The sequence below is a fragment of the Mesorhizobium sp. B2-3-12 genome (assembly GCF_006442205.1).
Taxonomy (GTDB): Bacteria; Pseudomonadota; Alphaproteobacteria; order Rhizobiales; family Rhizobiaceae; genus Mesorhizobium.
The window spans coordinates 111,815-136,269 of record NZ_VFVR01000006.1 but is presented as its reverse complement, the minus strand read 5'-3'; the positions used below and the strand labels follow the sequence as shown (position 1 = coordinate 136,269).

The window sequence follows — 24,455 nt, the reverse complement described above, 5'->3', positions numbered from 1 at the left end:
GCCCGGTCAGAAGCGCGCCCGCACCGTCCGGATCGCCTTGGCGATCGACAGTTCGCGGTTCTCCTCGACCGCATTGTCGTCCTCATGGTGCCAGGCCGCGGACAGGCAGCCATAGGCGATGGCATGGTCGAGTATCACCGCCGGTGATTGCCCCAGCGTCCGGGCAAAGATCTCGGCCATATCCGCGATCCGTGGGGGATCGAGGCAAAGGGCATCCCGGTCGAGCGGGTTGTAGAACATGTTAGCGGCATCGAAGCCGGGATCACCAAGCACGCCCTTGGGATCGATCACCAGCCAGCCGCGCGGGCCATGCAGAATGTTGTCGTGGTGGAGGTCGCCATGCAGTGGCCTGATATCGTGCGGGTTTGACAGCAGCCGCTCGGCGATCGTCGCGGCCTCGACATAGAGGCTTTCATCAACGGTAGCGCGATCGGTCGCGGCTTTCTTGAACAGGCTGGCGTACCGCTCCCTGAGCGGCTGAAGCTCGGGCGGGAAGGGGTGATCAGATGGCGAAAGCAGTTTCTCCATAACCTCGGCCGCGATCGCGGTCGCTGCATTGTCGCCCTGTTCATCGAGAACCCGCGTAAGCAGCGTTTCGCCGGCATATTCGAGCAGCATGCTGTGGCCGTCGCGGCCAAGCAGGCGCACCGCGCCTTCGCCGCGCCGCCAGGCGAGATAATGCTCGCCGCGCAACTCGTCGGCAACGTCGTCGAACGGCTTCAGCGCCTTGACGATAGCCGGCGAGCCGTCCTCGCGCCGCACCTTCCAGATGCGGCTCGAAAAGGTCTCGGCAATGAGTTCGGGTTCGCTGACCCGCCAGCGCGCTGGAAGGGCCGGCGCGTCCATCACAGGCCGAGCATCAGGTCCATGTTCTGGACGGCCGCGCCCGAGGCGCCCTTGCCGAGATTGTCGTAGACCGCCAGCAGCAAGGCCTGGGCTCTGCTGTCGTTGGCAAAGACATAGACCTTCATGCGGTTTGTGCCGTTGTAAACTTCTGGATCGATGTCCGGCACGCGCTCCAGATGCGCATAGGGCGCCACCTCGACCACACCGCCCTTGATCGCGGCGAAGTGGTCCGAAATGGCGGCGTGAAGTTCGGCGCCTGTCGGTACGCGGTCGAGGCCGCCGAGCTGCAATGGCACCACCGTGATCATGCCTTGCGCGAAATTGCCCACCGCCGGCTGCATGATCGGATCATGCGAAAGCTTCGCATAGGCCTTCAATTCCGGCACGTGCTTGTGCTGCAGGGTCAGGCCATAGGGCAGGAATTCCGACGCGTCCTCGCCCTTGGCGACATAGTCCTCGATCATCGGGCGTCCGCCGCCCGAATAACCCGTAATGCCATTGACCGCGATCGGAAAATTGGCCGGCAGGAGGCCCGCGGTGACCAGGGGCCTGAGCGTCGCGATCGGCCCCTGCGGCCAGCAGCCGGGATTGGCGACGCGCTTGGCCGTGGCGATCTTCCTCGCCTGCTCCTTGTCCAGCTCGGCGAAGCCATATTCCCAACCTTCGGCGACGCGATGCGCGGTCGACGCATCGATCACCTTGGTGGTGTCGTTGGCGATCAGCGAGACGCTTTCCTTGGCGGCGTCGTCGGGCAGGCACAGGATCGCGATATCGGCGGCGTTGAGGAATTCGGCGCGCGCGGCCGTTTCCTTGCGGCGCTCGACCGGAATGGAAATGATCTCCAGATCGCCGCGCTCGGCAAGCAGCGCCCGGATCTGGAGGCCGGTGGTGCCATGCTCGCCGTCGATGAAGATTTTCGGTTTCATTGCCTGATCAAATTCCCTGATATCTCAGAATTATATGCCGTTGCCGTGATTGACCGCGGCACCATTGTGATTGCCGTTGTTCAACTCTTCCTGTCGCGCCTTGCGCTCCGCCAGGAGGCCGAGATACTGCATGGCGACCATCGAGCCGGCGATCGCCGTTATATCGGCGTGATCATAGGCCGGCGCAACCTCCACGACGTCGGCGCCGACAATATCGACCTGGTTGAGCTGACGCAGCGTCGACAGGATCTTCGCCGAGGACGGCCCGCCGGCAACCGGCGTGCCGGTTCCCGGCGCATAGGCCGGATCTAGGCAGTCGATGTCGAAGGTCAGATAGGTCTTCTTGCCGCCGGTGCGGTCGACGATGGCGTAGGCGATGTCGGAAGCCCGCATCTCCTCGATTTCATGGCCGTGCAAGATCTTGATGCCGAACGTGTCGGGGGCATGGGTGCGGATGCCGATCTGGATCGAACGGTCGGGATCGATGATGCCTTCAGCGACCGCGCGGCCGACGAAGGACCCATGGTCGATGCGCTTGCCGTCATCGGGCCATGTATCCTGGTGGGCGTCGAACTGCACCAGGGCGAGCGGCCCGTGGATGGCGGCGTGCGCCTTGAGCAGCGGCCAGGTGACGAAATGGTCGCCGCCGAGCGTCAGCAGGAAGGCGCCCGATTTCAGGATCTTGGCCGCCTCGCGTTCGATCGTGCCTGGCGTCTTCTGATGATTGCCCGAATCGAGCAGGCAATCGCCGTAGTCGACCACGGCGAGGTGCTCGAACAGGTCGCGCGAAAACGGGTACTGCGGGTCGTTGTCGAGGATCGCCGAGGCGCGGCGGATCGCCTGCGGCCCGAAGCGGGCGCCTGGCCGGTTGGTGACGGCGGCGTCGAAGGGAATGCCCCACACCACCGCATCCGCGCCCTTCACGTCCTTGGTGTATTTGCGCCGCATGAAAGACAGCGCGCCGGAATAGGTCGGCTCGTACGCGGCGCCCGTTTTGGAACGGGCGGTGAAGGCGTGGTCGATGTTCTTGGTCGCCATTACTGGTCCTCGGTTTTCATCGGGGTGCAACAACTACAGAACCGGCATGGAAGATGCCAGTCACAGCTTGGCGAGACGAAACCGCGCCGCCCGGGTGCCACGGCAAGACAGGATTTGTATCATCATGACGCAGACCGCGTTTCTTAATCCGTCGGACGCCGTGGTGTCGACCCACACCGGCACGATCGCCGGCGATCGCTTCCAGGTGCTCGATTCGTGGCGCGGCATCTGCGCGCTGCTGGTGGCGCTGTTTCATTTCCCGACCGCCTCGGCGATCTCGCAGAGCAGCTTTATCGGTTCGTCCTATCTTTTCGTCGACTTCTTCTTCGTCCTTTCCGGCTTCGTCATCGCCTCCAGCTATGCCAATCGGCTGAGCCGGCCGGGAGAGGTCGCCCGCTTCGCGCTGGTCCGTTTCGGCCGCATCTATCCGCTGCATCTGGTCATGCTTGCCGCCTTTGCCGGCTTCGAAGTGTTGCGGCTGGTGCTGCCGCAACTGCATGGAACGGGGGCTGCCCCCTTCACCGGCGGCTTCGACATCAAGAGCCTGGCTGCGAATCTCTTCTTGCTGCAAGGCATCGGCTTCGAGGATCGTTTGACGTGGAACGCGCCAAGCTGGAGCATCTCGGCCGAGTTCTTTGCCTATCTCCTGTTTGCCGGCGTGGTCCTCGTCGCCGGCGCGCGCGCCTGGATATGGTTCGTCGCCGCCGCCGTCACGGCTCCGCTGTTCCTGCTCGCCTTCTCCACGCATCATATGGACGTATCCTACGATTTCGGCTTCATCCGCTGCCTCTACGGCTTCTCGCTCGGCGCCCTGCTCGCCTGGTTTCAGCATGATTCCATTGCAGGGGCGCGACAGATCCTGACCAGAAGCGGCCCACGGATGAACTGGACGCTTGCCGAAATCGTCATGGTGGCCGTCATCGTTCTCTTCGTCTCGCTGGCGGGCGACAACAACGCCGGCATTGCCGCGCCCCTGGTGTTCGCGCTGGCGCTGTTTCTCTTCGCCCATGAAGGCGGCTGGATCAGCGCGTTGCTCAGGACGCCCTTCATGCTGACCCTCGGCGCGCTGTCCTATTCGATCTACATGGTCCACATCTTTGTCCAGGCGCGCCTGATCAATGTCGCCGGGCTCGTCGAGCGCAAGCTCGGCCCCGGCTTGATTGGCGACATCGTGCTGCGTGGCGAGCCCGCGACAGGCTTTGGTGCCGGCTGGACGGGAACTGTGGCGATCGTCGTCATGCTCGCCGCCACCATCGCCGTGTCGTGGGTCACCTGGCGCCTGGTCGAAATGCCCGCAATGGCCTGGTTCCGCCGGCTGTCGAAGCGCATCTGACTCGGCAGGGCCGGCCAACCAATAGCCGGCTTCGTTCACCTGGATGTCACTGAGGTCGCCTATCCCCGGCTCGATCCGGCAAGGAGCGATTCTCGATGCGGACGATCTGGCTGAGCTTTCTGCTTTCCACCACGCTGGCGGCCGCCTCCGGCCAGGCCCTGGCTGCCGAAACCCGCGCCAGGCAGATACTCGACCGCTTCGAACATGCCAACCAGTGGCGCGACCATGTCATGGTCGCCGCGCATAGGGCCGGCAGCATGCAGGCCGGCAAGACGCTCTATGCGGAAAATTCACTTGCCGCCGTCGAAGGTTCGATCGCGATCGGCGCTGAAATCGTCGAGGTCGACATCAGGCGCTCGAAGGACGGCGAGCTGATCGTCATGCATGACAGCTGGCTTGATCGGACGACGACCTGCAAGGGCGAAGTCATCAACTACACTCTCGCCGAATTGAAGAGATGCCGGCTGGTGATCGAGGGCACCCATGCCGTCACCAACGAGACCGTCTCGACGTTGCGCGAAATGCTGATGGCGACCAGGGACAGGATTCTCATCAATCTCGACAACAAGCTCGAAGTGGGCGATCTCCCGGGCATGATCGCGGTGGCACGGGATCTCGGCATGGCCGATCAGGTCATCGTCAAGGAAAACCTGTGGAACCAGAACAGGATCACCACGGTGAAGGCCGCCATGGCTGCCATCGGCGGCGGTGTTCAGTTCATGCCCATCCTCGCCGATGACGCGGTGCATGATGCCGGTTTCGCCGAGAGGGTCGACCATGCTTTCGCGCCGCGCGCCATCGAACTGATCAACTGGCGGGCTGGCGCCGAGACGCTGACCCAGACCGGCGGGCCGCTGTTCAGCACCCGCATGCGCGCCGAGGCGGTGAGGGGCGACTGGCATATCTGGGCCGACACCTATGCCATCGTCAACAAGCCGGGCGGCTTCCTTGCCGGCGGCCGTGGCGACGAACTGGCGGTCCAGGCAAGCCTGCCGCGCGAAGCCTGGGGCTTTTGGGCCGATCGCGGCGCCACCATCATCCAGACCGACGAGCCGAAGGCGGCCATCGACTGGCTGGCCGCGAATGGCTATCGCGTGCCTTACGCGGGATCGGGTGAGCGTATCGAACCCGCGAACACCGCCAGCATCAATTGATCTCCTGCATCTGATGCTGTCACCCGGAAGTGACCTCGGTTCCGGGACAACGACATGCATATTGTCAGAAGCTTGCGGTAGGTCGGGCGCATCCGGTTCGCCGCGACAGGCTGTAAAGCAAAAAAGGCCGCCCGGAGGCGGCCTTTCCGATATGGACAGATCGAAACGCTTAGCGCTTCGAGAACTGGAAGGAGCGACGGGCCTTGGCCTTGCCGTACTTCTTGCGCTCGACGACGCGGCTGTCGCGCGTCAGGAAGCCACCCTTCTTGAGCACGGCGCGCAGCGCCGGCTCGTAGTAGGTCAGCGCCTTGGAGATGCCGTGACGCACCGCGCCGGCCTGGCCGGAGAGGCCGCCGCCGACGACGGTGGCGACGATGTCGTACTGGCCCGAACGGTTGGAGGCGATGATCGGCTGGTTGAGGATCATCTGCAGGACCGGACGCGCGAAATAGGTCGCGAATTCCTTGTCGTTGACGACGATCTTGCCGGAACCCGGCTTCACCCAGACGCGCGCAATGGCGTTCTTGCGCTTGCCGGTGGCATAGGCGCGGCCCGACTTGTCGAGCTTCTGGACGTGGACGGGGGCCGCGGCCTGCGTGTTGGTGTTGCCGGTAGCGGCGCCCAGTTCTGCGAGCGAGGAAAGCTCAGCCATCTTATGCGACCTTCTTGTTCTTGGAATTCAGCTTGGCCACGTCGAGAGTCTCGGGCTGCTGGGCGACATGCGGATGCTCTGCGCCTGCATAGACGCGCAGGTTCTTCATCTGGCGACGGCCAAGCGGGCCACGCGGGACCATGCGCTCAACGGCCTTTTCGACGACACGCTCGGGGAAACGGCCCTCGAGCAGCTGGCGCGCGGTGCGCTCCTTGATGCCGCCGGGGTGGCCGGTGTGCCAGTAATAGACCTTGTCGGTGAACTTCTTGCCGGTGAACACCACCTTGTCGGCATTGATGACGATGACGTTGTCGCCGTCGTCGACATGCGGGGTGAAGGTCGGCTTGTGCTTGCCGCGAAGATGGTTGGCGATGACAGTGGCCAGACGACCGACGACGAGACCTTCGGCGTCGATCAGGATCCACTTCTTCACCACATCCGCAGGCTTCTGCGAAAAGGTTGTCATGTTTTCTGCTCTCGGTTTGGACCTTCCCCAATCCACAAATGGTAAGGAAGGCGTTTCTTGTTGCTTGGATTGGTGACAAGGCACGTGCCCCGCCGCCAATAACAAAACGGCGGCCTTTGCGCGCCGCTGCTTCGTGAGGGCTTATAGGCGAGGGGGAACTGCACGTCAAGCAGATCAAAAAAGCTCTACGGCGAAGAAATAATAGCAAAAACAACGGACTAGGTAAAAGGTATTATTTTACCACACGTGCCTAGTTGCCGCGTCGCGGGCAAATTCAGTGTTTTGCCTCGATCTCCTTGCGAGCCGCACTGGAAAGGAATGCCGATCGGGTGACCCCGCGTTGGCGCGCGGCGGCGTCAATGGCCCGTAAAACGCCGCGCTCGAACGTCACGTTGGCTCTAACGACCGCACTGTCATTGTCGATAAGGGGAACGGAAATCAGGTAGCCGCCCTCGGCTAGAGCATCACGTATATCGGGGAGGGCGACAATCTCTTCGTGGTGTGATGGTTCCGGGACTGGCATATCCTCGGCCCACAATTGCAAAGCCTCAACCGCTTTGGGCACGATATCTTCGGCAGCGTCCGCGGCTGAAAAACAGCCGGGAATGTCCGGAAAGCGAATGCCGAAGGCGCTGTCGCATTCCTTTTCGACCAAAGCGAAATAGCTTTTCATCGTGGGTTTCCAGTGCAAGTCGGGTTATCTGATCCAGCCAGCCTGCTTGGCAATTGCACGGGCAGTGCCGGTTGGCAGGTCCTTTTCGGGATGTGGGACAATCAGCACGATCTCGCCCTTCCGGAGTTTGTGGTGTGAGCCCGTATCGAAATCACCTCAAACCCATCCTCCTTGAGGCGCTTCAATATCTTACGGCTGTCACGCTCAAGCAAAACTCACCTATGCGCATATATATACACATCATGTAGCAGATTTAACCATTACGACCGCTTCGGCGGGATCGAATAGGTGCCCGTGGCATGCGCAATCGTGTGTCCATCCGGGCCGGCGACGATGTCGATATCGAATACCATCAGGCTCTTTCCGAGCTTCAGGATGCGGCAGTGGCCGTCGATCGGCCCGGCCTCGGCCTTGCGCACGAAGTTGATGTTGAGATTGGTGGTGACCGAGAGCGCATCCGGCCCGGCATGGCTGAGCGCGCAGACAAAACCGCCAATATCGGCCAGCGTGAACAAGGCAGGGCCGGACACCGTGCCGCCGGGGCGCAGATGTCGTTCCCCGGCGTTGAGCCGGACAATGCAGCCACCGGGAAAGACCTCGATCGCTTCGTAGGCGGCGGAATTCTCATTGAGTTGAGGAAAGACGCTTTCCATCAACACGTTGATCTGCGCTGCGGTCAGCACCGGCTCGAGGTTGGTCTGGGCGGGCATGTCGGTCTCTCGTTCTGTGTCATGCCTGTATGGGCGCGGCCGGGCGTTTCTGGCAACATGTACATCGTCCTGGCGCAAGCGATGGTGTTGGACGAAACCCGATCCGTCATTAGATACTGTGCCAGCCCGACCGGAATCGCGGAGACCTTTAGCCATGGCCGAAATCCTTGCCATTAAGCCTGCCGCCGCCGACGAGGGCCCGGTCACGACAAGGCTGGACAAGGGCGTGCTGCGCCTGACGCTTACCAATCCCCCCGCCAACGCGCTGTCGCTCGCCGTGATGGTGGCGCTGACGGCGGAACTCGACCGCGCCAAGGCCGACAGGGCCGTCCGCGTCATCGTGCTGTCGGCGGCCGGCAAGGTGTTCTGCGCCGGCCATGATTTGAAGGAAATGACGGCACGCCGCGCCGATGCCGATCGCGGCAAGGCCTTCTTCGAAGAGACGTTTGCCGCCTGCGCCGCGCTGATGCAGGCGATCGTGCGCCATCCGTTGCCTGTCATCGCCGAGGTCGATGGCCTGGCGACAGCCGCCGGCCTGCAACTGGTAGCCAGCTGCGACCTGGCCATCGCCTCGCATGAAGCGACCTTCTGCACGCCGGGCGTCAACATCGGCCTGTTCTGCTCGACACCGATGGTGGCGCTGTCGCGCAACGTCTCGCGCAAACAGGCGATGGAGATGCTTCTGACCGGCGAGACGATCGATGCCGCCACCGCCAAGGAGTTCGGCCTGATCAACCGCGTCGTGCCACGCGAATACCTGAATCAGATCGTCACCAAATACGCGCAAACCATTGCTTCCAAATCGTCCTTGGTGGTCAAGACCGGTAAGGAAGCCTTCTATGCTCAGGCCGAGATGGGCCTGGCGGACGCCTATGCCTATACCGGCCGCGTCATGGTCGAGAACATGCTGGCGCGGGACGCGGAAGAAGGCATCGGTGCCTTCATCGGCAAGCGCAAGCCGGAATGGACCGACGAATAGGACAGCGAGCGTGGAACCGCGCATTTCCATCATCACCATCGCCACTGACGATCTGGATCGCGCCGTAGGTTTCTACGAGGCGATGGGCCTTACCCGCCATGCCGGCATCACCGACGGTGTCGCCTTCTTCCAGATGGGCGGCGCTATCCTCGGTCTGTTTCCGCGCGAAAGCGCCGAGGAGGATGCGGGGCTCGCTTTCGCCAAGGCGCCTTCCGCCGTCTATCTCGCCTACAACACCCGTTCCGACGCCGAGGTCGACGAGGTGCTTGCCATGGCCGCAAAGGCCGGCGGCAGGATCGTCAAGCCGGCGGGCCGCGCTTTCTGGGGCGGCTGGTACGGCTATTTCGCCGATACCGACGGACATATCTGGGAAGTGGCGCACAATCCGGCCTTTCCGATCGCCGAGGACGGCACGATTTCGCTGCCCGAAGCATAAAGATCGCGTGATGGCCTATCGCAAGCAACTGACACGGCTCAAGGCACCGTATCTCAAGCGCATCCTGCTCGACCCCGGGCGCGTGGCGGACTGGGAAAAATATCCCTGGAACCTGCCGCTGTTCCGCGGCCACGCATTCGAGCTAGAATTCACGGCGCCGATCACCATCATCGTGGGCGAAAACGGCACCGGCAAATCCACGCTGCTCGAGGCGATCGGCGCACTTGCCGGCTACGATGAGGCCGGTGGCGGCAAAGGCTATCGCCCGGTCGACCATTCCGGCGCCATCGACAAGAGTGGTGCGGCCCTGGCCGATACATTCCGAGCCCACTGGCTGCCAAAAGTCACCGCGGGCTGGTTCTTCCGCGCCGAATCCTTCTACTCGGTGGCCCGCTATCTCGACCAGGCCGCGCTGGATTCTGGCGGTGCGCCGCCGGATTTCCTGTCCTGGTCGCATGGTGAAGGCTTCATCCGCTTTTTCGAGGAGCGCTGCCGCCGGCAAGGCATCTATATTCTCGATGAGCCAGAGAGCGCGCTGTCGCCTTCGCGTCAGATCGAACTGCTCAAGATGCTGCGGCGCATGAACCAGTCGGGCACGGCGCAAGTGATCATGGCCACCCATTCGCCGTTACTGATGGCCTGTCCGGGCGCGCGGCTGTTCCGCATCAGCCGCTTCGGGCTCGAGCCCTCCGACTTTCGTGACACGGACCACTTCCGCATGCTGCGTGATTTCAGCAATGACCCGGATGGTTTTCTCGCTGAGGCGTTGTATGAGGACGAGCCATGAATCACGATAGCTACGACAATGCCTATATCGGCGGCATCCTCAATTCGGTGAAGACCATCGCCATGGTCGGGGCGTCGGCCAATGATGTCAGGCCGAGCTATTTCGTGCTGAAATACCTGCTGGCCAAGGGGTTTTCGGTGTTCCCGATCAATCCCGGCCAGGCCGGCAAGGAAATACTCGGCCGGATGACCTATGCTCGTCTGGCAGACATTCCCGAACCCATCGACATGGTCGACATTTTCCGCAATGCCGCGGCGGTTCCCGGCATTGTCGACGAGGTCTTGCAACTCGATCCCTTGCCGAAAGTCATCTGGATGCAGCTTGGCGTGCGTCATGACGAGGCGGCCGCGCGCGCCGAGGCGGCCGGCATCAAGGTGGTGATGAATCGCTGCCCCAAGATCGAATATGGCAAGCTCTCCGGCGAGATCGGCTGGACCGGCGTCAACTCCGGCGTGCTGTCGTCGAAGAAGCCGCTGATGCGCCAGGGTTTTCAGAGTTTTGGCGTGCGTCAGAAATAGGCATCACGCAGAGGCGCAAAATTATTCCGCACAATGCCGCATTATCCTGCGGTGCGATCGAAGGATCGGCGCCGAAAGGTATTTTCTTCTTTGCATTCGAGGCCGCGCTTCGCCAAGAATGCCCAGCGAATTTTGAAGGTTATCGAGGGAGGTTTCAGTGACCCATACGCCCGGTTTCAACACACTCGCCGTCCATGCCGGCGCCAAGCCCGATCCGGCCACCGGCGCGCGCGCCACGCCGATCTACCAGACGACCTCCTTCGTCTTCGATGACGCAGATCATGCCGCCTCGCTGTTCGGGCTGAAGGCGTTCGGCAACATCTACACCCGCATCATGAACCCGACCCAGGCCGTGCTCGAAGAGCGCGTCGCCGCACTCGAGGGCGGCACGGCTGCGTTGGCGGTTGCCTCCGGCCATGCCGCGCAGGTCATCGTCTTCCACAATCTGATGCAGCCCGGCGACAATTTCGTTGCCGCCACCAGGCTCTATGGCGGGTCGATCAACCAGTTCGGCCATGCCTTCAAGAATTATGGGTGGGAGGTGCGCTGGGCCGACACCAATGACATCTCGACCTTCGAGAGCCAGATCGACGACAGGACCAAGGCGATCTTCATCGAGAGCCTGGCCAATCCGGGCGGCACCTTCGTCGATATCGAGAAGATCGGCGACATCGCGCGCACGCACGGCCTGCCGCTGATCGTCGACAATACCCTGGCCTCGCCTTACTTGATCCGGCCGATCGAGCATGGCGCCGACATCGTCGTCCATTCGCTGACCAAGTTCATCGGCGGCCACGGCAATTCGATCGGCGGCGTCATTGTCGACGGCGGCACCTTCGACTGGTCGAAGTCGGGCAAATACCCGATGCTGTCGGAACCGCGCCCCGAATATGGCGGCCTTGTCCTGCACGAAACCTTCGGCAATTTCGCCTTCGCCATTGCCGCGCGCGTGCTCGGCCTGCGCGATCTCGGCCCGGCGATCTCGCCGTTCAACGCCTTCCTCATCCTGACCGGCGTCGAGACTTTGCCGTTGCGCATGCAGCGCCATTGCGACAATGCGATCACGGTCGCCGGCTGGCTGTCCAATCACCCCAAGGTCGCCTGGGTGAATTATCCCGGTCTGCCCGGCGACAAGAACAATGCCTTGCAGAAGAAATACTCGCCGCTGGGCGCCGGCGCCGTGTTCACCTTCGGCCTCAAGGGCGGCTACGAGGCCGGTGTCAAATTCGTCGAGGCGCTCGAACTCTTCTCGCATCTGGCCAATGTCGGCGACACCAAGTCGCTGGTCATCCATCCGGCCTCGACCACGCACCGGCAGTTGTCCGACGAGCAGAAGGTCAAGGCCGGCGCCGGCCCGGACACGGTTCGGCTGTCCATTGGCATCGAGGATGTCACCGACATCGTCGCCGATCTCGAACAGGCACTCGCCAAGGTCTGATTGCCATGGCTGAGCCCAAATTCCTTGCCGTCGGCGTCGATAGTGTCGACGCCGAACATGGCGCGCCCGCGCCGGATCGCCTGATCTCGGGCGATCCGAAATTCCGCAGCTGGAACGTCGAGGAGCGCGACGGCGGCCTTTATGCCGGCATCTGGGAAGCGACCCCCGGCAAATGGCGCATCGTCTATGACGAATGGGAGTTCTGCCACATTCTCTCGGGCGTCTCGGTGATTGCCGAAGATGGCGGCGAAGCCCGCACCGTGCGGGCCGGCGACAGTTTCGTGCTGAGGCCGGGCTTCAAGGGAATCTGGGAAGTGCTTGAAACGACTCGCAAGGAGTATGTGATCAAGCTCTGATCATTTCGCCACGCTGCCCAGGCCCGCTATCGTTCAGAAATCGACGGCGAGCGTTTCCAGCCCATGGAAGTGGTAAGTGTCGCGGAAGCGCGGCTGTTCGGCAAGATGCAGCTTCGGGTGCCGCTCGAACAAGGTCTTCAGCGAAACCTGCAGTTCAAGCCGCGCGAGCGGCGCGCCAATGCAGAAATGGATGCCGGCGCCGAACGACAAATTCTTCTGGTCGGCCCGCTCCGGCCTGAAGGCCTGCGGCTCGGCAAAGACGCGCGGGTCATGATTGGCCATGCCAAGCAGAAGTCCGATCGTCTGGCCGGGCTGGACGACGATGCCGGGCGCGATTTCGGTCTCCTGATAGGCGTAGCGCATGAACATGTGCAGCGGCGCGTCGAAGCGCAGGCATTCCTCGACCGTCGCCGCTGTCGCCTCCGCCGAGGTGAAGAAGCGGCGCGGGTCGCCGCCTTGCGTCAGGATCGAGCGCACCGCATTGCCGGTCTGGTGCACGGTCGCTTCATGGCCGGCATTGAGCAGCAGGATGGCCGAGGAGACCAGTTCGTCCTCGGACAGTTTCTGGCCGTTTTCCTGGGCCGAGATCAGCAGCGACAGCAGGTCGTCGCCCGGGTTCTTGCGGCGCTCCCCGACGTAGCCGCGCAGAAAGTCGGAAAATTCCCCCGCCGCGCGGTTGGCCCTCTCCTCGGTTTCGCGTGTACGGCCATGGACGTACATGGCAACCATGCGATGCGACCAGTCGAGCAGTTGCGGCCCCATTTCCACCGGCACGCCGAGCATTTCGGCGATGATGGTGATCGGCAAGGGGGAGGCGAAGGCCGGCAGCAGGTCAACGGCCTTGCCTGGTTCGAAACGGTCGATCAGTTCGTTGGCGAGCGCTTCGACGCGCGGCCGCAACCGTTCAACCTGACGCGACACGAAGGCGCGGTTGACCAGCGTTCTCAGGCGCGTGTGCACAGGCGGCTCCAGTTCCAGCATCGAATTGGCCTCGATGCCGTCGAATGCCTTGAGATGGCTTCGGTCCTGCCCGACGCCGCGGCTGTCGGGAACACCGGCCGGGTTCTGGCGGCCGAAGCGGCGGTCGCGCAGCAGCCGGTTGACATCGTCGAAGCCGCCAAAGCACCAGAAGCCGAACTCTTCCCAGAAAAACGCATTCGACGCCTCATGCAGGGCGCCGTAGGCCTCGTAAGGGTTCAGGAAGAAAGCCGGTTCACGCGGATCGAGCTTGAGGCGGAGAGTGGCTGGATCAAAGGCCAGGTAGGAGAGCGCCGATTTGGTCATGCCAGACCCATAGCGCGGCTTGCCAGCCTCATTCCAGACCGTATGTTGGCGCCCGGCTGCCTGATTGGTTGAGCCAGCCGATGCGGCTGCAAAAGGTCTGAACGGATGAATGTGATCGTTGTTGGCGCGGGGATCGCCGGTCTCTCCACGGCGTGGTCGCTGGTCAAGGCAGGCCACGCCGTGTCGATCGTCGAGCAGGGGCCGATCCCCAATCCGCTGGCGGCCTCGGGCGACCATCACCGCATCATCCGCCGCGCCTACCGTGCGGGAACCGGCTATGGGCGGCTGATCACCGAAGCCTATCAGGCCTGGGATGAGATGTGGGCCGATCTCGGTGAGAACCATCTCGATCCCAGGGGATTCGTCTGCGTTTCGCGCGAACCCGGCGACGAAGCCGAGGAATACCGCGAGGGTCTGGAAGAGGGAAATTTCCCTTTCGAATTGCTGGAACCGGACGCGGCCGTCGAACGCTGGCCGTTCCTTGAGCCCGTCTCGTTCCGCTACGCCTATTTTTCGCCGGAAGGTGGCGCACTGCATTGCCGCAGAATAGCGGCGGGCCTGGCCAACTGGCTGCGCGCCAACGGCGCCAATGTCTACGAGCACAGCAAGGTGACGGAAATCGACGCCGAGGCCGGCCATATCGTGCTGGAAAGTGGGGAGACGATGCAGGCCGACCGCATCGTCGTCGCCGCCGGCGCCTGGGTGCTGAAGCTTTTTCCGGAATTGGGCGGCGACCTGAAGACCTACCGTACGGCACTCGCTTATGTCGAACCGCCGGCCGACCTCAAGGCGGCCTGGGAGGCCGCGCCCATCATTCTGGATGTCGGCGGCAAGACCGACGGCTACATGATCCCGATCAGCCGTGGCGCCGGCATGAAGTTCGGCTCGGGCCTCCACAAGGTGCCGACCAGCGATGCCGACTGGAACCGCGAGCCGGTGCCCGGCGAGGGCGAGGCGATCCGCAACCTGTTTTCGCCTCCGATCGCCCGCATCGAGGAGTACAAGGTCACCGAAGTGGTCACCTGCGCCTACACTTTTACCGATGACGAGAAATTCCTGGCGCATGAGACTGGCAAGTGCCTGGTCGTCTCGGCCTGTTCTGGCCATGGCTACAAGTTCGGCGCGGCGGTCGGGCGTCGCGTTGCGAAAACTGTCGGTGACGGCGACGTGACCGGCCTCAAAGCCTGGCTGCGGGCCGAAATGGCGTAAGCCTAATCCAGGCAGTGCCTTGGAATATGCACGCGCCGCCAGCTGGATGAGCCTTCGCGCACCAGCACGCGCCGTTGGACGGTCTGGTAGGAGGCGGGAACATCGATGATCCGCCTTTGCTCGGGCCGCACCAGCACCTCCTCGGCGATGCTGTCATATTGCGCCGGAATGACGACGCGCCGCGTGCGTTCCGGTTGGATCACCACCGTCTCGGCGACGCGTTCGTAGCGTGCCTTGTGCCAGACCTTGCACAGAACCCGGCGGCCATGGATGACGCGCCATTCCCAGGAATAGCCGCCGCCGTCGACCCTGACGGTGTGATAGACGGTTCGCGTGATTGCCGGCACCACTTCATATCGAACCTGTGCCGGCACGGTCATCACCACGCGCTCGCGCGTACCGTAGATCGGCGGGTCATAGTCGACGACCTGCTGGCCGGGTGGGCTGACCATGACGTCCTCGTAGACCGTGTCGTAGACATCGGGTGTGCGGACGGGCTCGTAGCATTCGACGGCGCGGCCACCGGCCGCCGTCTGCGAAATCGAGCCGAGCACGGCCAGCCCGGCAATGGTGAAGCGTGCGGTTTTCCCTGACATGGCACTCCCCGTGTTGAACGGTGCGATGACGGTTCAACGTTGGATTGTAGGAGAAGCTGCCCCGGGGGAAAGCGGTTTCCGCGTATTTCGTTAAGTGACGCGGTTAAGAAATTGCTACGCAATGGTCCCCGGACATGCCGCTTCGGGAGGCGAAGGCATCGGCCGACGCGAATCCCTGGCCGTAAAGCTTGATTCGACTTACCCAGATGGCTAGGACGGGTCGGCCTTGCACAAGGATGAGCCGGCATCCTATTTACATCTTGACGATCCAGAACCGATTCTGCCCGAGCTGCCAGCCTGTCCGGCGCCGGACTCCCACCGCGAGACAAGAGATATCTGATGAAGAACCCCGTCGAAACCTACATGAACCTCGTTCCGATGGTGGTCGAACAGACCAATCGCGGCGAGCGGGCCTACGACATTTTCTCGCGCCTCCTCAAGGAGCGCATCATTTTCATCACCGGTCCGGTCGAGGACGGCATGGCGACGCTGGTCTGCGCGCAGCTTCTGTTCCTCGAAGCCGAGAATCCGAAGAAGGAAATCAACCTCTACATCAATTCGCCGGGTGGCGTCGTCACCTCGGGCATGGCCATCTACGACACCATGCAGTTCATCAAGCCGGCCGTGTCGACGCTGTGCATCGGTCAGGCGGCCTCGATGGGCTCGCTGCTTCTGACCGCCGGCCACAAGGATATGCGCTTCGCCACGCCGAACGCCCGCATCATGGTTCACCAGCCGTCCGGCGGCTTCCAGGGCCAGGCGTCCGACATCGAGCGCCACGCCATGGATATCGTCAAGCTGAAGCGCCGTCTCAACGAGGTCTACGTCAAGCACACGGGCAAGACCTACGAGGAGATTGAGAAGACGCTCGACCGCGACCATTTCATGACCGCCGACGAGGCCAAGGATTTCGGCCTGATCGACAAGGTCATTTCGTCGCGCGAGCCGGTCGAAGGGGCCGTGGCATAAGGGCTTGTTGGCAGTTGGATGGCACCATCACACGCTTTTGGCGCCTCTTGCGGCATTTCGGCCACAATTGGCTGTTCCCTCGGGGGTCAGGATTGCCTACGTTAAGGCTATGTTGATTTTCGACGGCTTAGCTTTGCGTGGGGAAGCTGCGAATCATTGCCACGTTTTCTGATTTGTGTTTCGTACGGAATACGTTGCGGGAGCCGGGATACTGGCGGCGGCGGATTCCCGCGATAAATAGAGTATGCGCCCTTTCAGCCAGACCATCGGCGGGCGGCCATGAAAGGACATGAAAATGAGCAAGGTCGGCAACAACAGCGGTGACTCCAAGAACACGCTTTATTGCTCGTTTTGCGGCAAGAGCCAGCACGAGGTGCGCAAGCTGATCGCCGGTCCGACGGTCTTCATCTGCGACGAGTGCGTCGAACTCTGCATGGACATCATCCGCGAGGAGAACAAGACCTCGATGGTGAAGTCGCGCGAGGGCGTGCCGACACCGCAGGAGATCCTCAAGGTTCTCGACGACTATGTCATAGGCCAGCCCTACGCCAAGCGCGTGCTGTCGGTGGCCGTCCACAACCACTACAAGCGCCTGGCGCATGCCGGCAAGAACAACGATGTCGAGTTGGCCAAGTCCAACATCCTGCTGATCGGCCCGACCGGCTGCGGCAAGACGCTGCTGGCGCAGACTCTGGCCCGCATCATCGACGTGCCCTTCACCATGGCCGATGCCACGACCCTGACCGAAGCCGGTTATGTCGGCGAGGACGTCGAGAACATTATCCTGAAGCTCCTGCAGTCGGCCGACTACAATGTCGAGCGCGCCCAGCGCGGCATCGTCTACATCGACGAGATCGACAAGATTTCGCGCAAGTCCGACAATCCGTCCATCACCCGCGACGTGTCGGGCGAGGGCGTGCAGCAGGCGCTGTTGAAGATCATGGAAGGCACCGTTGCCTCCGTGCCGCCGCAGGGCGGCCGCAAGCACCCGCAGCAGGAGTTCCTGCAGGTCGATACCGCCAACATCCTGTTCATCTGCGGCGGCGCTTTCGCCGGACTGGACAAGATCATCTCGGATCGCGGCAGGAAGACCTCGATCGGTTTTGGCGCCATCGTCGCGTCGCCGGAGGATCGCCGCACGGGTGACGTTTTCCGCCTGGTCGAGCCCGAGGATCTGTTGAAATTCGGCCTGATTCCCGAGTTCGTCGGTCGTCTGCCGGTCCTGGCGACGCTCGAGGATCTCGACGAGCCGGCACTGATCCAGATCCTGACCGAGCCGAAGAACGCGCTGGTCAAGCAATATCAGCGCCTGTTCGAGATGGAGAATGTCGACCTGACCTTCCACGAGAACGCGCTGTCGGCGATCGCCAAGCGCGCCATCGAGCGCAAGACTGGCGCGCGCGGCCTGCGTTCGATCATGGAAGCGATCCTGCTCGACACGATGTTCGAACTGCCCGCGCTTGAAGGCGTGCGCGAGGTGGTGATTTCGGAAGAAGTAGTGACCGGCAGCGCCCGGCCGCTCTACATCTATTCCGAACAGAAGGAAAAGAAGGGCAATGTCAGCGCCTGAGATGACACTTGGCCCTATATTTTTGTGGAACGGCGCCCTCGCGGCGCCGTTTTGCTGTGAGGAACCGGCATAGCTCGTGATGGAGTGGATTGCGGACCATGTTAACTCTTGATCTTTGGCCCGCCTGCATCCACCTAACACGAGAAGGCCGAGGTGCCCGATTTCGTGCTGTAAAACTCCCGTCACAAACGGTGGTAGGCGGAACGATCCCCGGTCGTTAATATGAGAATCGCGGTTGGCCTGATGGTGGCCGCGACATGAAAGGTTGGACAATGGCCAAAATATCCAAGGCTCCCAGCGACGGCGTCTTCGCGGTCCTCCCACTGCGCGACATCGTGGTGTTCCCGCATATGATCGTTCCGCTCTTCGTCGGGCGTGAAAAGTCGATCAAGGCGCTGGAAGAGGTGATGGGTCAGGAAAAGCAGATCCTGCTTGCCACTCAGATGAATGCCGCCGATGACGATCCCGAGCCCGATGCGATCTTCGACATCGGCACGCTCGCCAATGTGCTGCAATTGCTGAAGCTGCCCGACGGCACCGTCAAGGTTCTGGTCGAGGGCGCCTCGCGTGCGAAAATCGTCTCCTTCACCGACCGTCCCGACTTCCACGAGGCCAAGGCCACGGCGCTGGTCGAGCCGGAAGAGGAAGAGGTCGAGGTCGAGGCTCTGGCCCGCTCGGTCGTCACCGACTTCGAGAACTACGTCAAGCTGAACAAGAAGATCTCGCCCGAAGTGGTGGGTGCCGCCAGCCAGATCGACGACTATTCCAAGCTCGCCGACACGGTCGCCTCGCACCTTGCCATCAAAATCCCCGAGAAGCAGGAGATGCTGGCCACGCTTTCCGTCAAGGAGCGGCTGGAAAAGGCGATGGGCTTCATGGAGGCCGAAATCTCCGTCCTGCAGGTGGAGAAGCGCATCCGCTCGCGCGTCAAGCGCCAGATGGAGAAGACGCAGCGCGAATACTACCTCAACGAGCAGATGAAGGCGATCCAGAAGGAACTCGGCGAGGGCGAGGACGGCCGCGACGAGGCCGCCGAGATCGAGGCGCGCATCAAGAAGACAAAGCTCTCCAAGGAAGCCCGCGAAAAGGCGGAAGCCGAGTTGAAGAAGCTCCGGACGATGTCGCCCATGTCGGCGGAATCGACCGTCGTGCGCAATTATCTCGATTGGCTGCTGTCGATCCCGTGGGGCAGGAACTCCAAGGTCAAGCAGGATCTCGCCTACGCGCAGAACGTCCTCGACACCGATCATTTCGGCCTCGACAAGGTCAAGGACCGCATCGTCGAGTACCTTGCCGTGCAAAGCCGCCAGAAGAAGCTGAAGGGGCCGATCCTGTGCCTCGTCGGCCCTCCCGGCGTCGGCAAGACCTCGCTCGGCAAGTCGATCGCCAAGGCAACCGGCCGCGAATTCATCCGCATGGCGCTTGGCGGCGTGCGTGACGAGGCCGAGATCCGTGGTCACCGGCGCACCTATATCGGCTCGATGCCCGGCAAGGTCATCCAGTCGATGAAGAAGGCCAAGAAGTCCAACCCGCTCTTCCTGCTCGACGAGATCGACAAGATGGGCCAGGACTTCCGTGGCGATCCGTCGTCGGCGCTGCTCGAGGTGCTCGACCCCGAACAGAACTCGACGTTCATGGACCATTACCTCGAGGTCGAATACGACCTGTCGAGCGTGATGTTCGTGACGACGGCGAACACGCTGAACATCCCTGCGCCCCTGATGGACCGCATGGAGATCATCCGTATCGCCGGCTACACCGAGGACGAGAAGATCGAAATCGCCAAGCGGCACCTGATGCCGAAGGTGATCCGCGATCACGCGCTGCAGCCGAAGGAGTTTTCCGTCGGCGAGGATGCGATCCGCGCCATCATCCAGACCTACACCCGTGAAGCGGGCGTCCGGAGTCTGGAGCGCGAGCTGATGAAGCTCGGCCGCAAGGCGGTGACCGAGATCCTGAAGACGAAGAAGAAGACGGTGAGCATCACGGCGGCGAACCTCGCCGATTACCTTGGTGTCCAGCGCTACCGCTTCGGCCAGGTCGAGGCTGACGATCAGGTCGGTGTCGTTACCGGTCTTGCCTGGACGGAAGTCGGCGGCGAGCTGCTGACGGTCGAAGGCGTCATGATGCCCGGCAAGGGCCGCATGACGGTGACCGGCAATCTGCGCGACGTCATGAAGGAATCGATCTCGGCGGCGGCCTCCTATGTCCGCTCGCGTGCCATCGATTTCGGCATCGAGCCACCGCTCTTCGACAAGCGCGACATCCACGTCCACTTGCCGGAAGGCGCCACGCCGAAGGACGGTCCGTCCGCTGGTGCGGCCATGGCCACGGCCATCGTGTCGGTGCTGACGGGCATTCCGGTCCGGGCCGATGTGGCGATGACTGGCGAGATAACGCTTCGCGGCCGCATCTTGCCGATCGGCGGCCTCAAGGAGAAGCTGCTCGCCGCACTGCGCGGCGGCATCAAGAAAGTGCTGATCCCGGAAGACAACGCCAAGGACCTGGCGGAGATTCCGGACAATGTGAAGAACGGCATGGAGATCATTCCGGTCTCGCGGGTCGGTGAGGTGTTGCGCCACGCGCTGGTGCGGATGCCGGAGCCGATCGAATGGGTCGAACCGGTCAATCCGCCGGCCGCGACCGACAGCTCGGATGACGCCGGAAAGTCGCTTGCACATTAGTTTTTACTAAAGTTGCAGCGCACAAACAGAAAGCCGGGCCTCGCGCCCGGCTTTTTCATGTGAAAAACCCCGGAATTCCGGGCTTTTTCCGCTTTTTTCCTGCCTTTTCGACTTGGTTGCGGGAACGCTTCTTTCTAAAGTCCGTTTCCTGCCGGATGAGTCGTGAGTTCCGGTGTTCTCATGGAAGGGAATTTTTATGAACAAGAACGAACTGGTGTCCGCTGTCGCCGACGCCGCGAGCATTTCGAAGGGTGACGCGCAGTCGGCGGTCGATGCAGTGTTTTCTGTCATCTCCGGCGAACTGAAGAAGGGCGGCGATGTCCGGCTTGTCGGCTTTGGCAATTTCACCGTGTCAAAGCGTGCGGCCTCGACCGGCCGCAACCCCCAGACCGGCGCTGAAGTGAAGATCCCGGCACGCACCGTGCCGAAATTCTCGGCCGGCAAGGGCCTCAAGGACGCCGTCAACTAAGCGCGTTTTTTCATTTTCAAAAGACCAGGAAAGCCGGGCACGCCCGGCTTTTCTTTTGTCCAGACGATCCCCCGGTCGCCGGTCATGCCGTCGGCGCCTCGGCGCGCATTAGGCCTTCCTTTTTGAGATCGGCCCAAAGTGCCGCCGGCAGTTTCGCGTCGAGCAGCGACCGGTTGCTTTCGACTTCTTCAGGCCGCTGGCCGCCGGGGATCACTGAAACAACCGAGGGATGCAGCAGCGGGAATTGCAACGCCGCCTCGATCAGCCTGACCCCATGGCGGTTGCAGACGCTCTCGATGCCTGCGACCCGGTCGAGAATATCCTTGGGCGCTTCGGAATAATTGTAGTAGGCGCCAGGCTTCGGTCCCGTCGCCAGGATGCCGGAATTGTAGGGCCCGCCCAGAACGATGCCGATGCCGCGCCTCTGGCAGAGCGGCAGGAAGGATGTCAGCGCCTCCTGTTCCAGCAGCGTGTAGCGCCCCGCAAGCAGGAACAGGTCGAAATCGCCTCGCTCGGCCAGCGTCTGGGCGACCTGCCATTCATTGATGCCGCCGCCGAACGCCTTGATGACGCCCTGGTCGCGCAAGGCGAGCAGGCCATAATAGCCCGAGCGCATGAACTCCTCGATGCGCTGGTCGGACGCCTCCTTGCTGCCATGGGTGAAGATGTCGACATCGTGCACGAACAGGATGTCGATGCGATCGACGCCGAGCCGCTCGAGCGAGGCCTCGAATGAGCGCATGACGCCGTCATAGCTGTAGTCGTAGACTTCCTTGCGCGACGGCGTGTCGAAGAACTTGCCGATGCCGGTGCGCTCTTCCGGGGGGCAGGCGCGCATGATGCGGCCGACCTTGCTCGACAGCACGTAATCGTCGCGCTTCTTGCCGCGCAGGAACGGGTTGAGGCGCGTTTCCGACAGGCCGAGCCCATAGAGTGGTGCCGTGTCGTAGTAGCGGCAGCCGGTCGCCCAGGCGGTCTCCAGCGTCGCATTGGCGTCCTCGTCGGAGACGGCGCGGTAAAGATTGCCGAGCGGCGCCGTGCCGAAACCCAGCTCCGTGAAAGTGATGCCGCCATTGCCGATGCGGTCGAAGTGCCGTGTCTTCATGTCGTGCCCGTCTGCCTTGCTGATTTGTCTGACATGACACTATCATGCCCGTGGCTTGGCAAAAGCACCGCCGAGCGTTGGACACGCTTTTTCGCGGTTGCTAGCATGAACGAAATCAAGCTGTTCCGGGGGAAAGCGTGATCGGGAATTGCCAATCATCTTCGATTGCCGGCTCGCGGGCGAGGCTGCGGTGAGCGACTCCAGTTCACGGATGTTCACGACCGCTCTCGACGAGCTTGGCGCGGTGTTGGCGCGTGTCGACGGCGACCGGATCGACGCCGCCTGCGGGATGCTGGTGGGAGCCAGGCAGATCGTCGCCTATGGCTGCGGCCGCGAGGCCTTGCAGGTGAAGGGCTTCGCCATGCGGCTCTATCATCTGGGCCTGCCGGTTTCGGTCGTCGGCGACATGACCACCCCGCCCGTGGGGCAGGGCGATGTCTTCCTTGTCAGCTCCGGACCCGGCGAAACCTCGACCGTGCTCACCTTGATGCGCATCGCGCGTGAGGCGGGCGCAACCGTCCTGCTCCTGACCGCCCAGCCAGGCGGCAGCGCCGCAAGCCTGGCTGATCTGACGTTGCTGGTCCCGGCGCAGACCATGGCCGACGACCAGGGGCCGCGAAAAACGTCGGTGCTGCCGATGGGCTCGGTGTTCGAGGGAGCGTTGTTCCTGCTGTTCGAGATCATGGTGCTGAAACTCAGGGACATAACCGCGGCGTCGCCGGAAGCCATGCGCGCCCGCCACACCAACATGGAATAGATGATGCGCTATGAACTGATGCTGCCGCACCAGATCCGCAAGGCGATCGCCGAGCATTGGCCGGTCGTCCTGCCGCTCGGCGTGCTGGAATACCATGGCGAGCACATGGCCGTCGGCATGGACACGCTGGCCGTCATCAAGACGCTGGAACTGTTCGAGAAGGAGAGCGACATCGTCATCCTGCCGCCCTTCTACTATGGCGCGGCGAGCTATGCGGTGGCGCCACCCGAAGGCAGCGGCTCCGTTCAGGTCGGCGGCAATCAGCTGGCGCCGTTCGGCGAGGCGCTGTTCTACGGCCTGCTGCGCATCGGCTTTCGCAACATCCACGCCATCATCCATCACCAGACCGAGAATTTCGCCGCCGGCATGCCGACCGATCTCGCCTTCAAGACCGCCGGCCGTCAGGCGATCTTCCGTTTCCTCGAGGAGCAGCGCGGCGAGGGCTGGTGGGGTTCCCAGACCATGGCCGACTACTATGCCGGACATGCGGCAGGCGAAAATTTCTTCAACTGGGTGCAGGTGCATCCGCTGATGCCGGCGACGATGAACGGCAGGTACCCGTTCGACCACGCCGGCATTGGCGAGACATCGCTGATGCTGGCGCTATGCCCGGAAGCAGTCGATCCAACGCATTTCGCTGACAACACTGGCTGGTATACGGCCGGTGCCAAGGATGCATCGGCGAGTTTGGGCAATAAGGGTGTCGCCATGATCATGGATCACCTGCGGGAAATCCTAAGGTCTAACCCCGGCTTTTAAGCCGCTCCGCCCGGTAGTCGGCGATGGATTTGTCAGGATCGCTTTTGGGTAACCGCTGTTCTCAGCCACGGCCTTAAGTGGGAAGAGATGTGCCCGGGATCACCTGCTCCCGACCCACTGCCGGATCTCGTCAGCCAATTGCTCGAGAACGCCTGTCGTCTCGGCAGGGAGCGGGTCTGGAAACCGTTGCTCGGGATACGCGAGCGTTCCCCCCAGATGGACCGGCTGGACGCAGGGCATCTCGTGCTGTTCGAAAAACTTGATCATGTTGTCCGCGCATTGGTGCACACTCGGATCGTCCGCGGGATCGGTGGCGCCGTTGACGATGACCGCTCCGAGTTTTCCTTTGAGCTGTTGTCCGTCGCGCCACAGGGGATCCAATCTGTCGAGCAAGACGACGCCCAGGGCCGGCGGCATTCCGAAGCAGGTGGGAGTGGCCATCAGGATCACGTCCGACTCTTTCATGAGTGACAGAACACGATCGATCCCGTCGCCGTGGTATCCGAGCGTTCGATAACACTGCTCGCACCCGAGGCAGTCGATACGCTCATCGGCCAGACGCACCTGTTCCACGACCTTCACCCGCCAATCTCTCTCGAGTGAGCGAAGAACCTCGCCGAGCATGCGCCCTGAATTACTGGACGCGCGTGGGCTGCAATCTATTCCAATGATGGTTGTCGCTTTGTCCATGTGGAGGATCCCTAAGTAAGGCGTGACAGCTCGATACTGAATGGCACGGGT

General features: G+C 62.3%; 26 protein-coding genes and 1 pseudogene. 15 read left to right on the top strand and 12 right to left on the bottom strand.

All coding sequences use genetic code 11. The features are described from left to right. Positions 1 to 6: 6 nt before the first annotated feature. Genes FJ948_RS18510 through speB form a run of 3 tightly spaced genes read right to left on the bottom strand, consistent with a single transcriptional unit; the run spans position 7 to position 2,810 of the window. Entirely contained in the window at positions 7 to 846 is an 840-nt protein-coding gene (locus FJ948_RS18510; protein ID WP_140706851.1) for an aminoglycoside phosphotransferase family protein, read from the bottom strand. Beyond that, positions 846 to 1,772 (bottom strand): N-acetyl-gamma-glutamyl-phosphate reductase, encoded by a 927-nt coding sequence (gene argC, locus FJ948_RS18505; protein WP_140706849.1) that lies wholly within the window; start codon positions 1,770 to 1,772, stop codon positions 846 to 848. Before argC ends, FJ948_RS18510 begins: the two co-directional genes overlap by 1 nt. A 30-nt stretch (positions 1,773 to 1,802) precedes the next feature. Then, positions 1,803 to 2,810 carry an agmatinase gene (gene speB, locus FJ948_RS18500; RefSeq protein WP_140706847.1) on the bottom strand — a complete coding sequence of 336 codons (1,008 nt, stop codon included), beginning with the start codon at positions 2,808 to 2,810 and terminating at the stop codon, positions 1,803 to 1,805. A 124-nt stretch (positions 2,811 to 2,934) separates the two neighbouring features. Between speB and FJ948_RS18495 the strand changes: the two genes are divergently transcribed. Then, positions 2,935 to 4,143 (top strand): acyltransferase, encoded by a 1,209-nt coding sequence (locus tag FJ948_RS18495; protein WP_140706845.1) that lies wholly within the window; start codon positions 2,935 to 2,937, stop codon positions 4,141 to 4,143. 95 nt (positions 4,144 to 4,238) lie between these two features. Further along, positions 4,239 to 5,297, top strand: a complete 1,059-nt coding sequence (locus FJ948_RS18490; protein WP_140706843.1) for a glycerophosphodiester phosphodiesterase family protein — start codon at positions 4,239 to 4,241, stop codon at positions 5,295 to 5,297. A gap of 169 nt (positions 5,298 to 5,466) precedes the next feature. Here FJ948_RS18490 and rpsI read toward each other — a convergent pair whose 3' ends face one another. The 5 genes and pseudogenes from rpsI to FJ948_RS18465 all read right to left on the bottom strand — a co-directional run bounded on the left by rpsI (position 5,467) and on the right by FJ948_RS18465 (position 7,798). Beyond that, the gene (gene rpsI / locus FJ948_RS18485) at positions 5,467 to 5,949 is read right to left on the bottom strand and encodes a 30S ribosomal protein S9 (protein ID WP_010915637.1); all 483 of its coding nucleotides are present in this window, start codon (positions 5,947 to 5,949) and stop codon (positions 5,467 to 5,469) included. Position 5,950: 1 nt separating this feature from the next. After that, positions 5,951 to 6,415, bottom strand: a complete 465-nt coding sequence (rplM, locus tag FJ948_RS18480; protein WP_140706841.1) for a 50S ribosomal protein L13 — start codon at positions 6,413 to 6,415, stop codon at positions 5,951 to 5,953. 274 nt (positions 6,416 to 6,689) lie between these two features. After that, entirely contained in the window at positions 6,690 to 7,088 is a 399-nt protein-coding gene (locus FJ948_RS18475) for a type II toxin-antitoxin system HicB family antitoxin (RefSeq protein WP_140706839.1), read from the bottom strand. 24 nt (positions 7,089 to 7,112) lie between these two features. Next, a pseudogene (locus FJ948_RS18470) lies at positions 7,113 to 7,300 on the bottom strand (type II toxin-antitoxin system HicA family toxin). Between the two features lie 48 nt (positions 7,301 to 7,348). Further along, positions 7,349 to 7,798: a PaaI family thioesterase gene (locus FJ948_RS18465; RefSeq protein WP_140706837.1), complete on the bottom strand. Its 450-nt coding sequence runs from the start codon at positions 7,796 to 7,798 to the stop codon at positions 7,349 to 7,351. A 154-nt stretch (positions 7,799 to 7,952) separates the two neighbouring features. On the opposite strand from FJ948_RS18465, the gene FJ948_RS18460 reads away from it, so the two are divergent. From FJ948_RS18460 to FJ948_RS18435, 6 genes are all read left to right on the top strand, one after another. Beyond that, the gene (locus tag FJ948_RS18460; RefSeq protein WP_140706835.1) at positions 7,953 to 8,777 is read left to right on the top strand and encodes an enoyl-CoA hydratase; all 825 of its coding nucleotides are present in this window, start codon (positions 7,953 to 7,955) and stop codon (positions 8,775 to 8,777) included. A gap of 10 nt (positions 8,778 to 8,787) precedes the next feature. Beyond that, on the top strand, positions 8,788 to 9,213 hold the full coding sequence (locus FJ948_RS18455; RefSeq protein ID WP_140706833.1) for a VOC family protein: 426 nt from the start codon (positions 8,788 to 8,790) through the stop codon (positions 9,211 to 9,213). Between the two features lie 10 nt (positions 9,214 to 9,223). After that, positions 9,224 to 10,000 carry an AAA family ATPase gene (locus FJ948_RS18450; RefSeq protein ID WP_140706831.1) on the top strand — a complete coding sequence of 259 codons (777 nt, stop codon included), beginning with the start codon at positions 9,224 to 9,226 and terminating at the stop codon, positions 9,998 to 10,000. Then, positions 9,997 to 10,518, top strand: a complete 522-nt coding sequence (locus FJ948_RS18445; protein WP_140706829.1) for a CoA-binding protein — start codon at positions 9,997 to 9,999, stop codon at positions 10,516 to 10,518. The genes FJ948_RS18450 and FJ948_RS18445 overlap by 4 nt, the downstream gene beginning before the upstream one ends. 157 nt (positions 10,519 to 10,675) lie before the next feature. Further along, positions 10,676 to 11,956: an O-acetylhomoserine aminocarboxypropyltransferase gene (locus tag FJ948_RS18440; RefSeq protein WP_140706827.1), complete on the top strand. Its 1,281-nt coding sequence runs from the start codon at positions 10,676 to 10,678 to the stop codon at positions 11,954 to 11,956. Between the two features lie 5 nt (positions 11,957 to 11,961). Further along, positions 11,962 to 12,312, top strand: a complete 351-nt coding sequence (locus FJ948_RS18435) for a cupin domain-containing protein (RefSeq protein ID WP_140706825.1) — start codon at positions 11,962 to 11,964, stop codon at positions 12,310 to 12,312. A gap of 33 nt (positions 12,313 to 12,345) precedes the next feature. Here FJ948_RS18435 and FJ948_RS18430 read toward each other — a convergent pair whose 3' ends face one another. Continuing rightward, a complete protein-coding gene (locus FJ948_RS18430; protein ID WP_140706823.1) occupies positions 12,346 to 13,596 on the bottom strand; it encodes a cytochrome P450 in 1,251 nt (416 codons plus the stop codon). Between the two features lie 105 nt (positions 13,597 to 13,701). Between FJ948_RS18430 and FJ948_RS18425 the strand changes: the two genes are divergently transcribed. Beyond that, positions 13,702 to 14,805, top strand: coding sequence for an FAD-dependent oxidoreductase (locus tag FJ948_RS18425; RefSeq protein ID WP_140706821.1), 1,104 nt, complete (start codon positions 13,702 to 13,704; stop codon positions 14,803 to 14,805). A 2-nt stretch (positions 14,806 to 14,807) separates the two neighbouring features. On the opposite strand, the gene FJ948_RS18420 is transcribed toward FJ948_RS18425, so the two are convergent. Further along, positions 14,808 to 15,401 (bottom strand): hypothetical protein, encoded by a 594-nt coding sequence (locus tag FJ948_RS18420; protein WP_140706819.1) that lies wholly within the window; start codon positions 15,399 to 15,401, stop codon positions 14,808 to 14,810. 339 nt (positions 15,402 to 15,740) lie between these two features. Between FJ948_RS18420 and FJ948_RS18415 the strand changes: the two genes are divergently transcribed. The 4 genes from FJ948_RS18415 to FJ948_RS18400 all read left to right on the top strand — a co-directional run bounded on the left by FJ948_RS18415 (position 15,741) and on the right by FJ948_RS18400 (position 21,093). Then, positions 15,741 to 16,370, top strand: a complete 630-nt coding sequence (locus FJ948_RS18415) for an ATP-dependent Clp protease proteolytic subunit (RefSeq protein WP_140706817.1) — start codon at positions 15,741 to 15,743, stop codon at positions 16,368 to 16,370. Positions 16,371 to 16,665: 295 nt separating this feature from the next. Continuing rightward, positions 16,666 to 17,940, top strand: coding sequence for an ATP-dependent Clp protease ATP-binding subunit ClpX (clpX, locus tag FJ948_RS18410; RefSeq protein ID WP_023759839.1), 1,275 nt, complete (start codon positions 16,666 to 16,668; stop codon positions 17,938 to 17,940). 272 nt (positions 17,941 to 18,212) lie between these two features. Then, positions 18,213 to 20,624 (top strand): endopeptidase La, encoded by a 2,412-nt coding sequence (gene lon, locus FJ948_RS18405; protein WP_140706815.1) that lies wholly within the window; start codon positions 18,213 to 18,215, stop codon positions 20,622 to 20,624. Positions 20,625 to 20,820: 196 nt separating this feature from the next. Next, positions 20,821 to 21,093: an HU family DNA-binding protein gene (locus FJ948_RS18400; protein ID WP_015318196.1), complete on the top strand. Its 273-nt coding sequence runs from the start codon at positions 20,821 to 20,823 to the stop codon at positions 21,091 to 21,093. A gap of 82 nt (positions 21,094 to 21,175) precedes the next feature. Here FJ948_RS18400 and FJ948_RS18395 read toward each other — a convergent pair whose 3' ends face one another. Continuing rightward, entirely contained in the window at positions 21,176 to 22,198 is a 1,023-nt protein-coding gene (locus tag FJ948_RS18395; RefSeq protein WP_140706813.1) for an aldo/keto reductase, read from the bottom strand. A 190-nt stretch (positions 22,199 to 22,388) separates the two neighbouring features. Here FJ948_RS18395 and FJ948_RS18390 point away from each other — a divergent pair, with 190 nt between their 5' ends. Together FJ948_RS18390 and FJ948_RS18385 are read left to right on the top strand one after the other, a co-directional pair. Then, positions 22,389 to 22,955, top strand: a complete 567-nt coding sequence (locus tag FJ948_RS18390) for an SIS domain-containing protein (protein ID WP_140706811.1) — start codon at positions 22,389 to 22,391, stop codon at positions 22,953 to 22,955. A gap of 3 nt (positions 22,956 to 22,958) precedes the next feature. Next, positions 22,959 to 23,714, top strand: coding sequence for a creatininase family protein (locus FJ948_RS18385; protein ID WP_140707300.1), 756 nt, complete (start codon positions 22,959 to 22,961; stop codon positions 23,712 to 23,714). Positions 23,715 to 23,813: 99 nt separating this feature from the next. On the opposite strand, the gene FJ948_RS18380 is transcribed toward FJ948_RS18385, so the two are convergent. Beyond that, complete coding sequence (locus tag FJ948_RS18380) at positions 23,814 to 24,404, bottom strand: flavodoxin family protein (protein ID WP_140706809.1); 591 nt, start codon at positions 24,402 to 24,404, stop codon at positions 23,814 to 23,816. Positions 24,405 to 24,455 lie beyond the last annotated feature (51 nt).

Bases quoted from the DNA above. Each gene is read 5' to 3' on its own strand.
- FJ948_RS18510 (WP_140706851.1), bottom strand. From the start codon at position 846: ATGGACGCGCCGGCCCTTCCAGCGCGCTGGCGGGTCAGCGAACCCGAA.
- argC (WP_140706849.1), bottom strand. From the start codon at position 1,772: ATGAAACCGAAAATCTTCATCGACGGCGAGCATGGCACCACCGGCCTC.
- speB (WP_140706847.1), bottom strand. From the start codon at position 2,810: ATGGCGACCAAGAACATCGACCACGCCTTCACCGCCCGTTCCAAAACG.
- FJ948_RS18495 (WP_140706845.1), top strand. From the start codon at position 2,935: ATGACGCAGACCGCGTTTCTTAATCCGTCGGACGCCGTGGTGTCGACC.
- FJ948_RS18490 (WP_140706843.1), top strand. From the start codon at position 4,239: ATGCGGACGATCTGGCTGAGCTTTCTGCTTTCCACCACGCTGGCGGCC.
- rpsI (WP_010915637.1), bottom strand. From the start codon at position 5,949: ATGGCTGAGCTTTCCTCGCTCGCAGAACTGGGCGCCGCTACCGGCAAC.
- rplM (WP_140706841.1), bottom strand. From the start codon at position 6,415: ATGACAACCTTTTCGCAGAAGCCTGCGGATGTGGTGAAGAAGTGGATC.
- FJ948_RS18475 (WP_140706839.1), bottom strand. From the start codon at position 7,088: ATGAAAAGCTATTTCGCTTTGGTCGAAAAGGAATGCGACAGCGCCTTC.
- FJ948_RS18465 (WP_140706837.1), bottom strand. From the start codon at position 7,798: ATGCCCGCCCAGACCAACCTCGAGCCGGTGCTGACCGCAGCGCAGATC.
- FJ948_RS18460 (WP_140706835.1), top strand. From the start codon at position 7,953: ATGGCCGAAATCCTTGCCATTAAGCCTGCCGCCGCCGACGAGGGCCCG.
- FJ948_RS18450 (WP_140706831.1), top strand. From the start codon at position 9,224: ATGGCCTATCGCAAGCAACTGACACGGCTCAAGGCACCGTATCTCAAG.
- FJ948_RS18445 (WP_140706829.1), top strand. From the start codon at position 9,997: ATGAATCACGATAGCTACGACAATGCCTATATCGGCGGCATCCTCAAT.
- FJ948_RS18435 (WP_140706825.1), top strand. From the start codon at position 11,962: ATGGCTGAGCCCAAATTCCTTGCCGTCGGCGTCGATAGTGTCGACGCC.
- FJ948_RS18430 (WP_140706823.1), bottom strand. From the start codon at position 13,596: ATGACCAAATCGGCGCTCTCCTACCTGGCCTTTGATCCAGCCACTCTC.
- FJ948_RS18425 (WP_140706821.1), top strand. From the start codon at position 13,702: ATGAATGTGATCGTTGTTGGCGCGGGGATCGCCGGTCTCTCCACGGCG.
- FJ948_RS18420 (WP_140706819.1), bottom strand. From the start codon at position 15,401: ATGTCAGGGAAAACCGCACGCTTCACCATTGCCGGGCTGGCCGTGCTC.
- FJ948_RS18415 (WP_140706817.1), top strand. From the start codon at position 15,741: ATGAAGAACCCCGTCGAAACCTACATGAACCTCGTTCCGATGGTGGTC.
- clpX (WP_023759839.1), top strand. From the start codon at position 16,666: ATGAGCAAGGTCGGCAACAACAGCGGTGACTCCAAGAACACGCTTTAT.
- lon (WP_140706815.1), top strand. From the start codon at position 18,213: ATGGCCAAAATATCCAAGGCTCCCAGCGACGGCGTCTTCGCGGTCCTC.
- FJ948_RS18400 (WP_015318196.1), top strand. From the start codon at position 20,821: ATGAACAAGAACGAACTGGTGTCCGCTGTCGCCGACGCCGCGAGCATT.
- FJ948_RS18395 (WP_140706813.1), bottom strand. From the start codon at position 22,198: ATGAAGACACGGCACTTCGACCGCATCGGCAATGGCGGCATCACTTTC.
- FJ948_RS18385 (WP_140707300.1), top strand. From the start codon at position 22,959: ATGCGCTATGAACTGATGCTGCCGCACCAGATCCGCAAGGCGATCGCC.
- FJ948_RS18380 (WP_140706809.1), bottom strand. From the start codon at position 24,404: ATGGACAAAGCGACAACCATCATTGGAATAGATTGCAGCCCACGCGCG.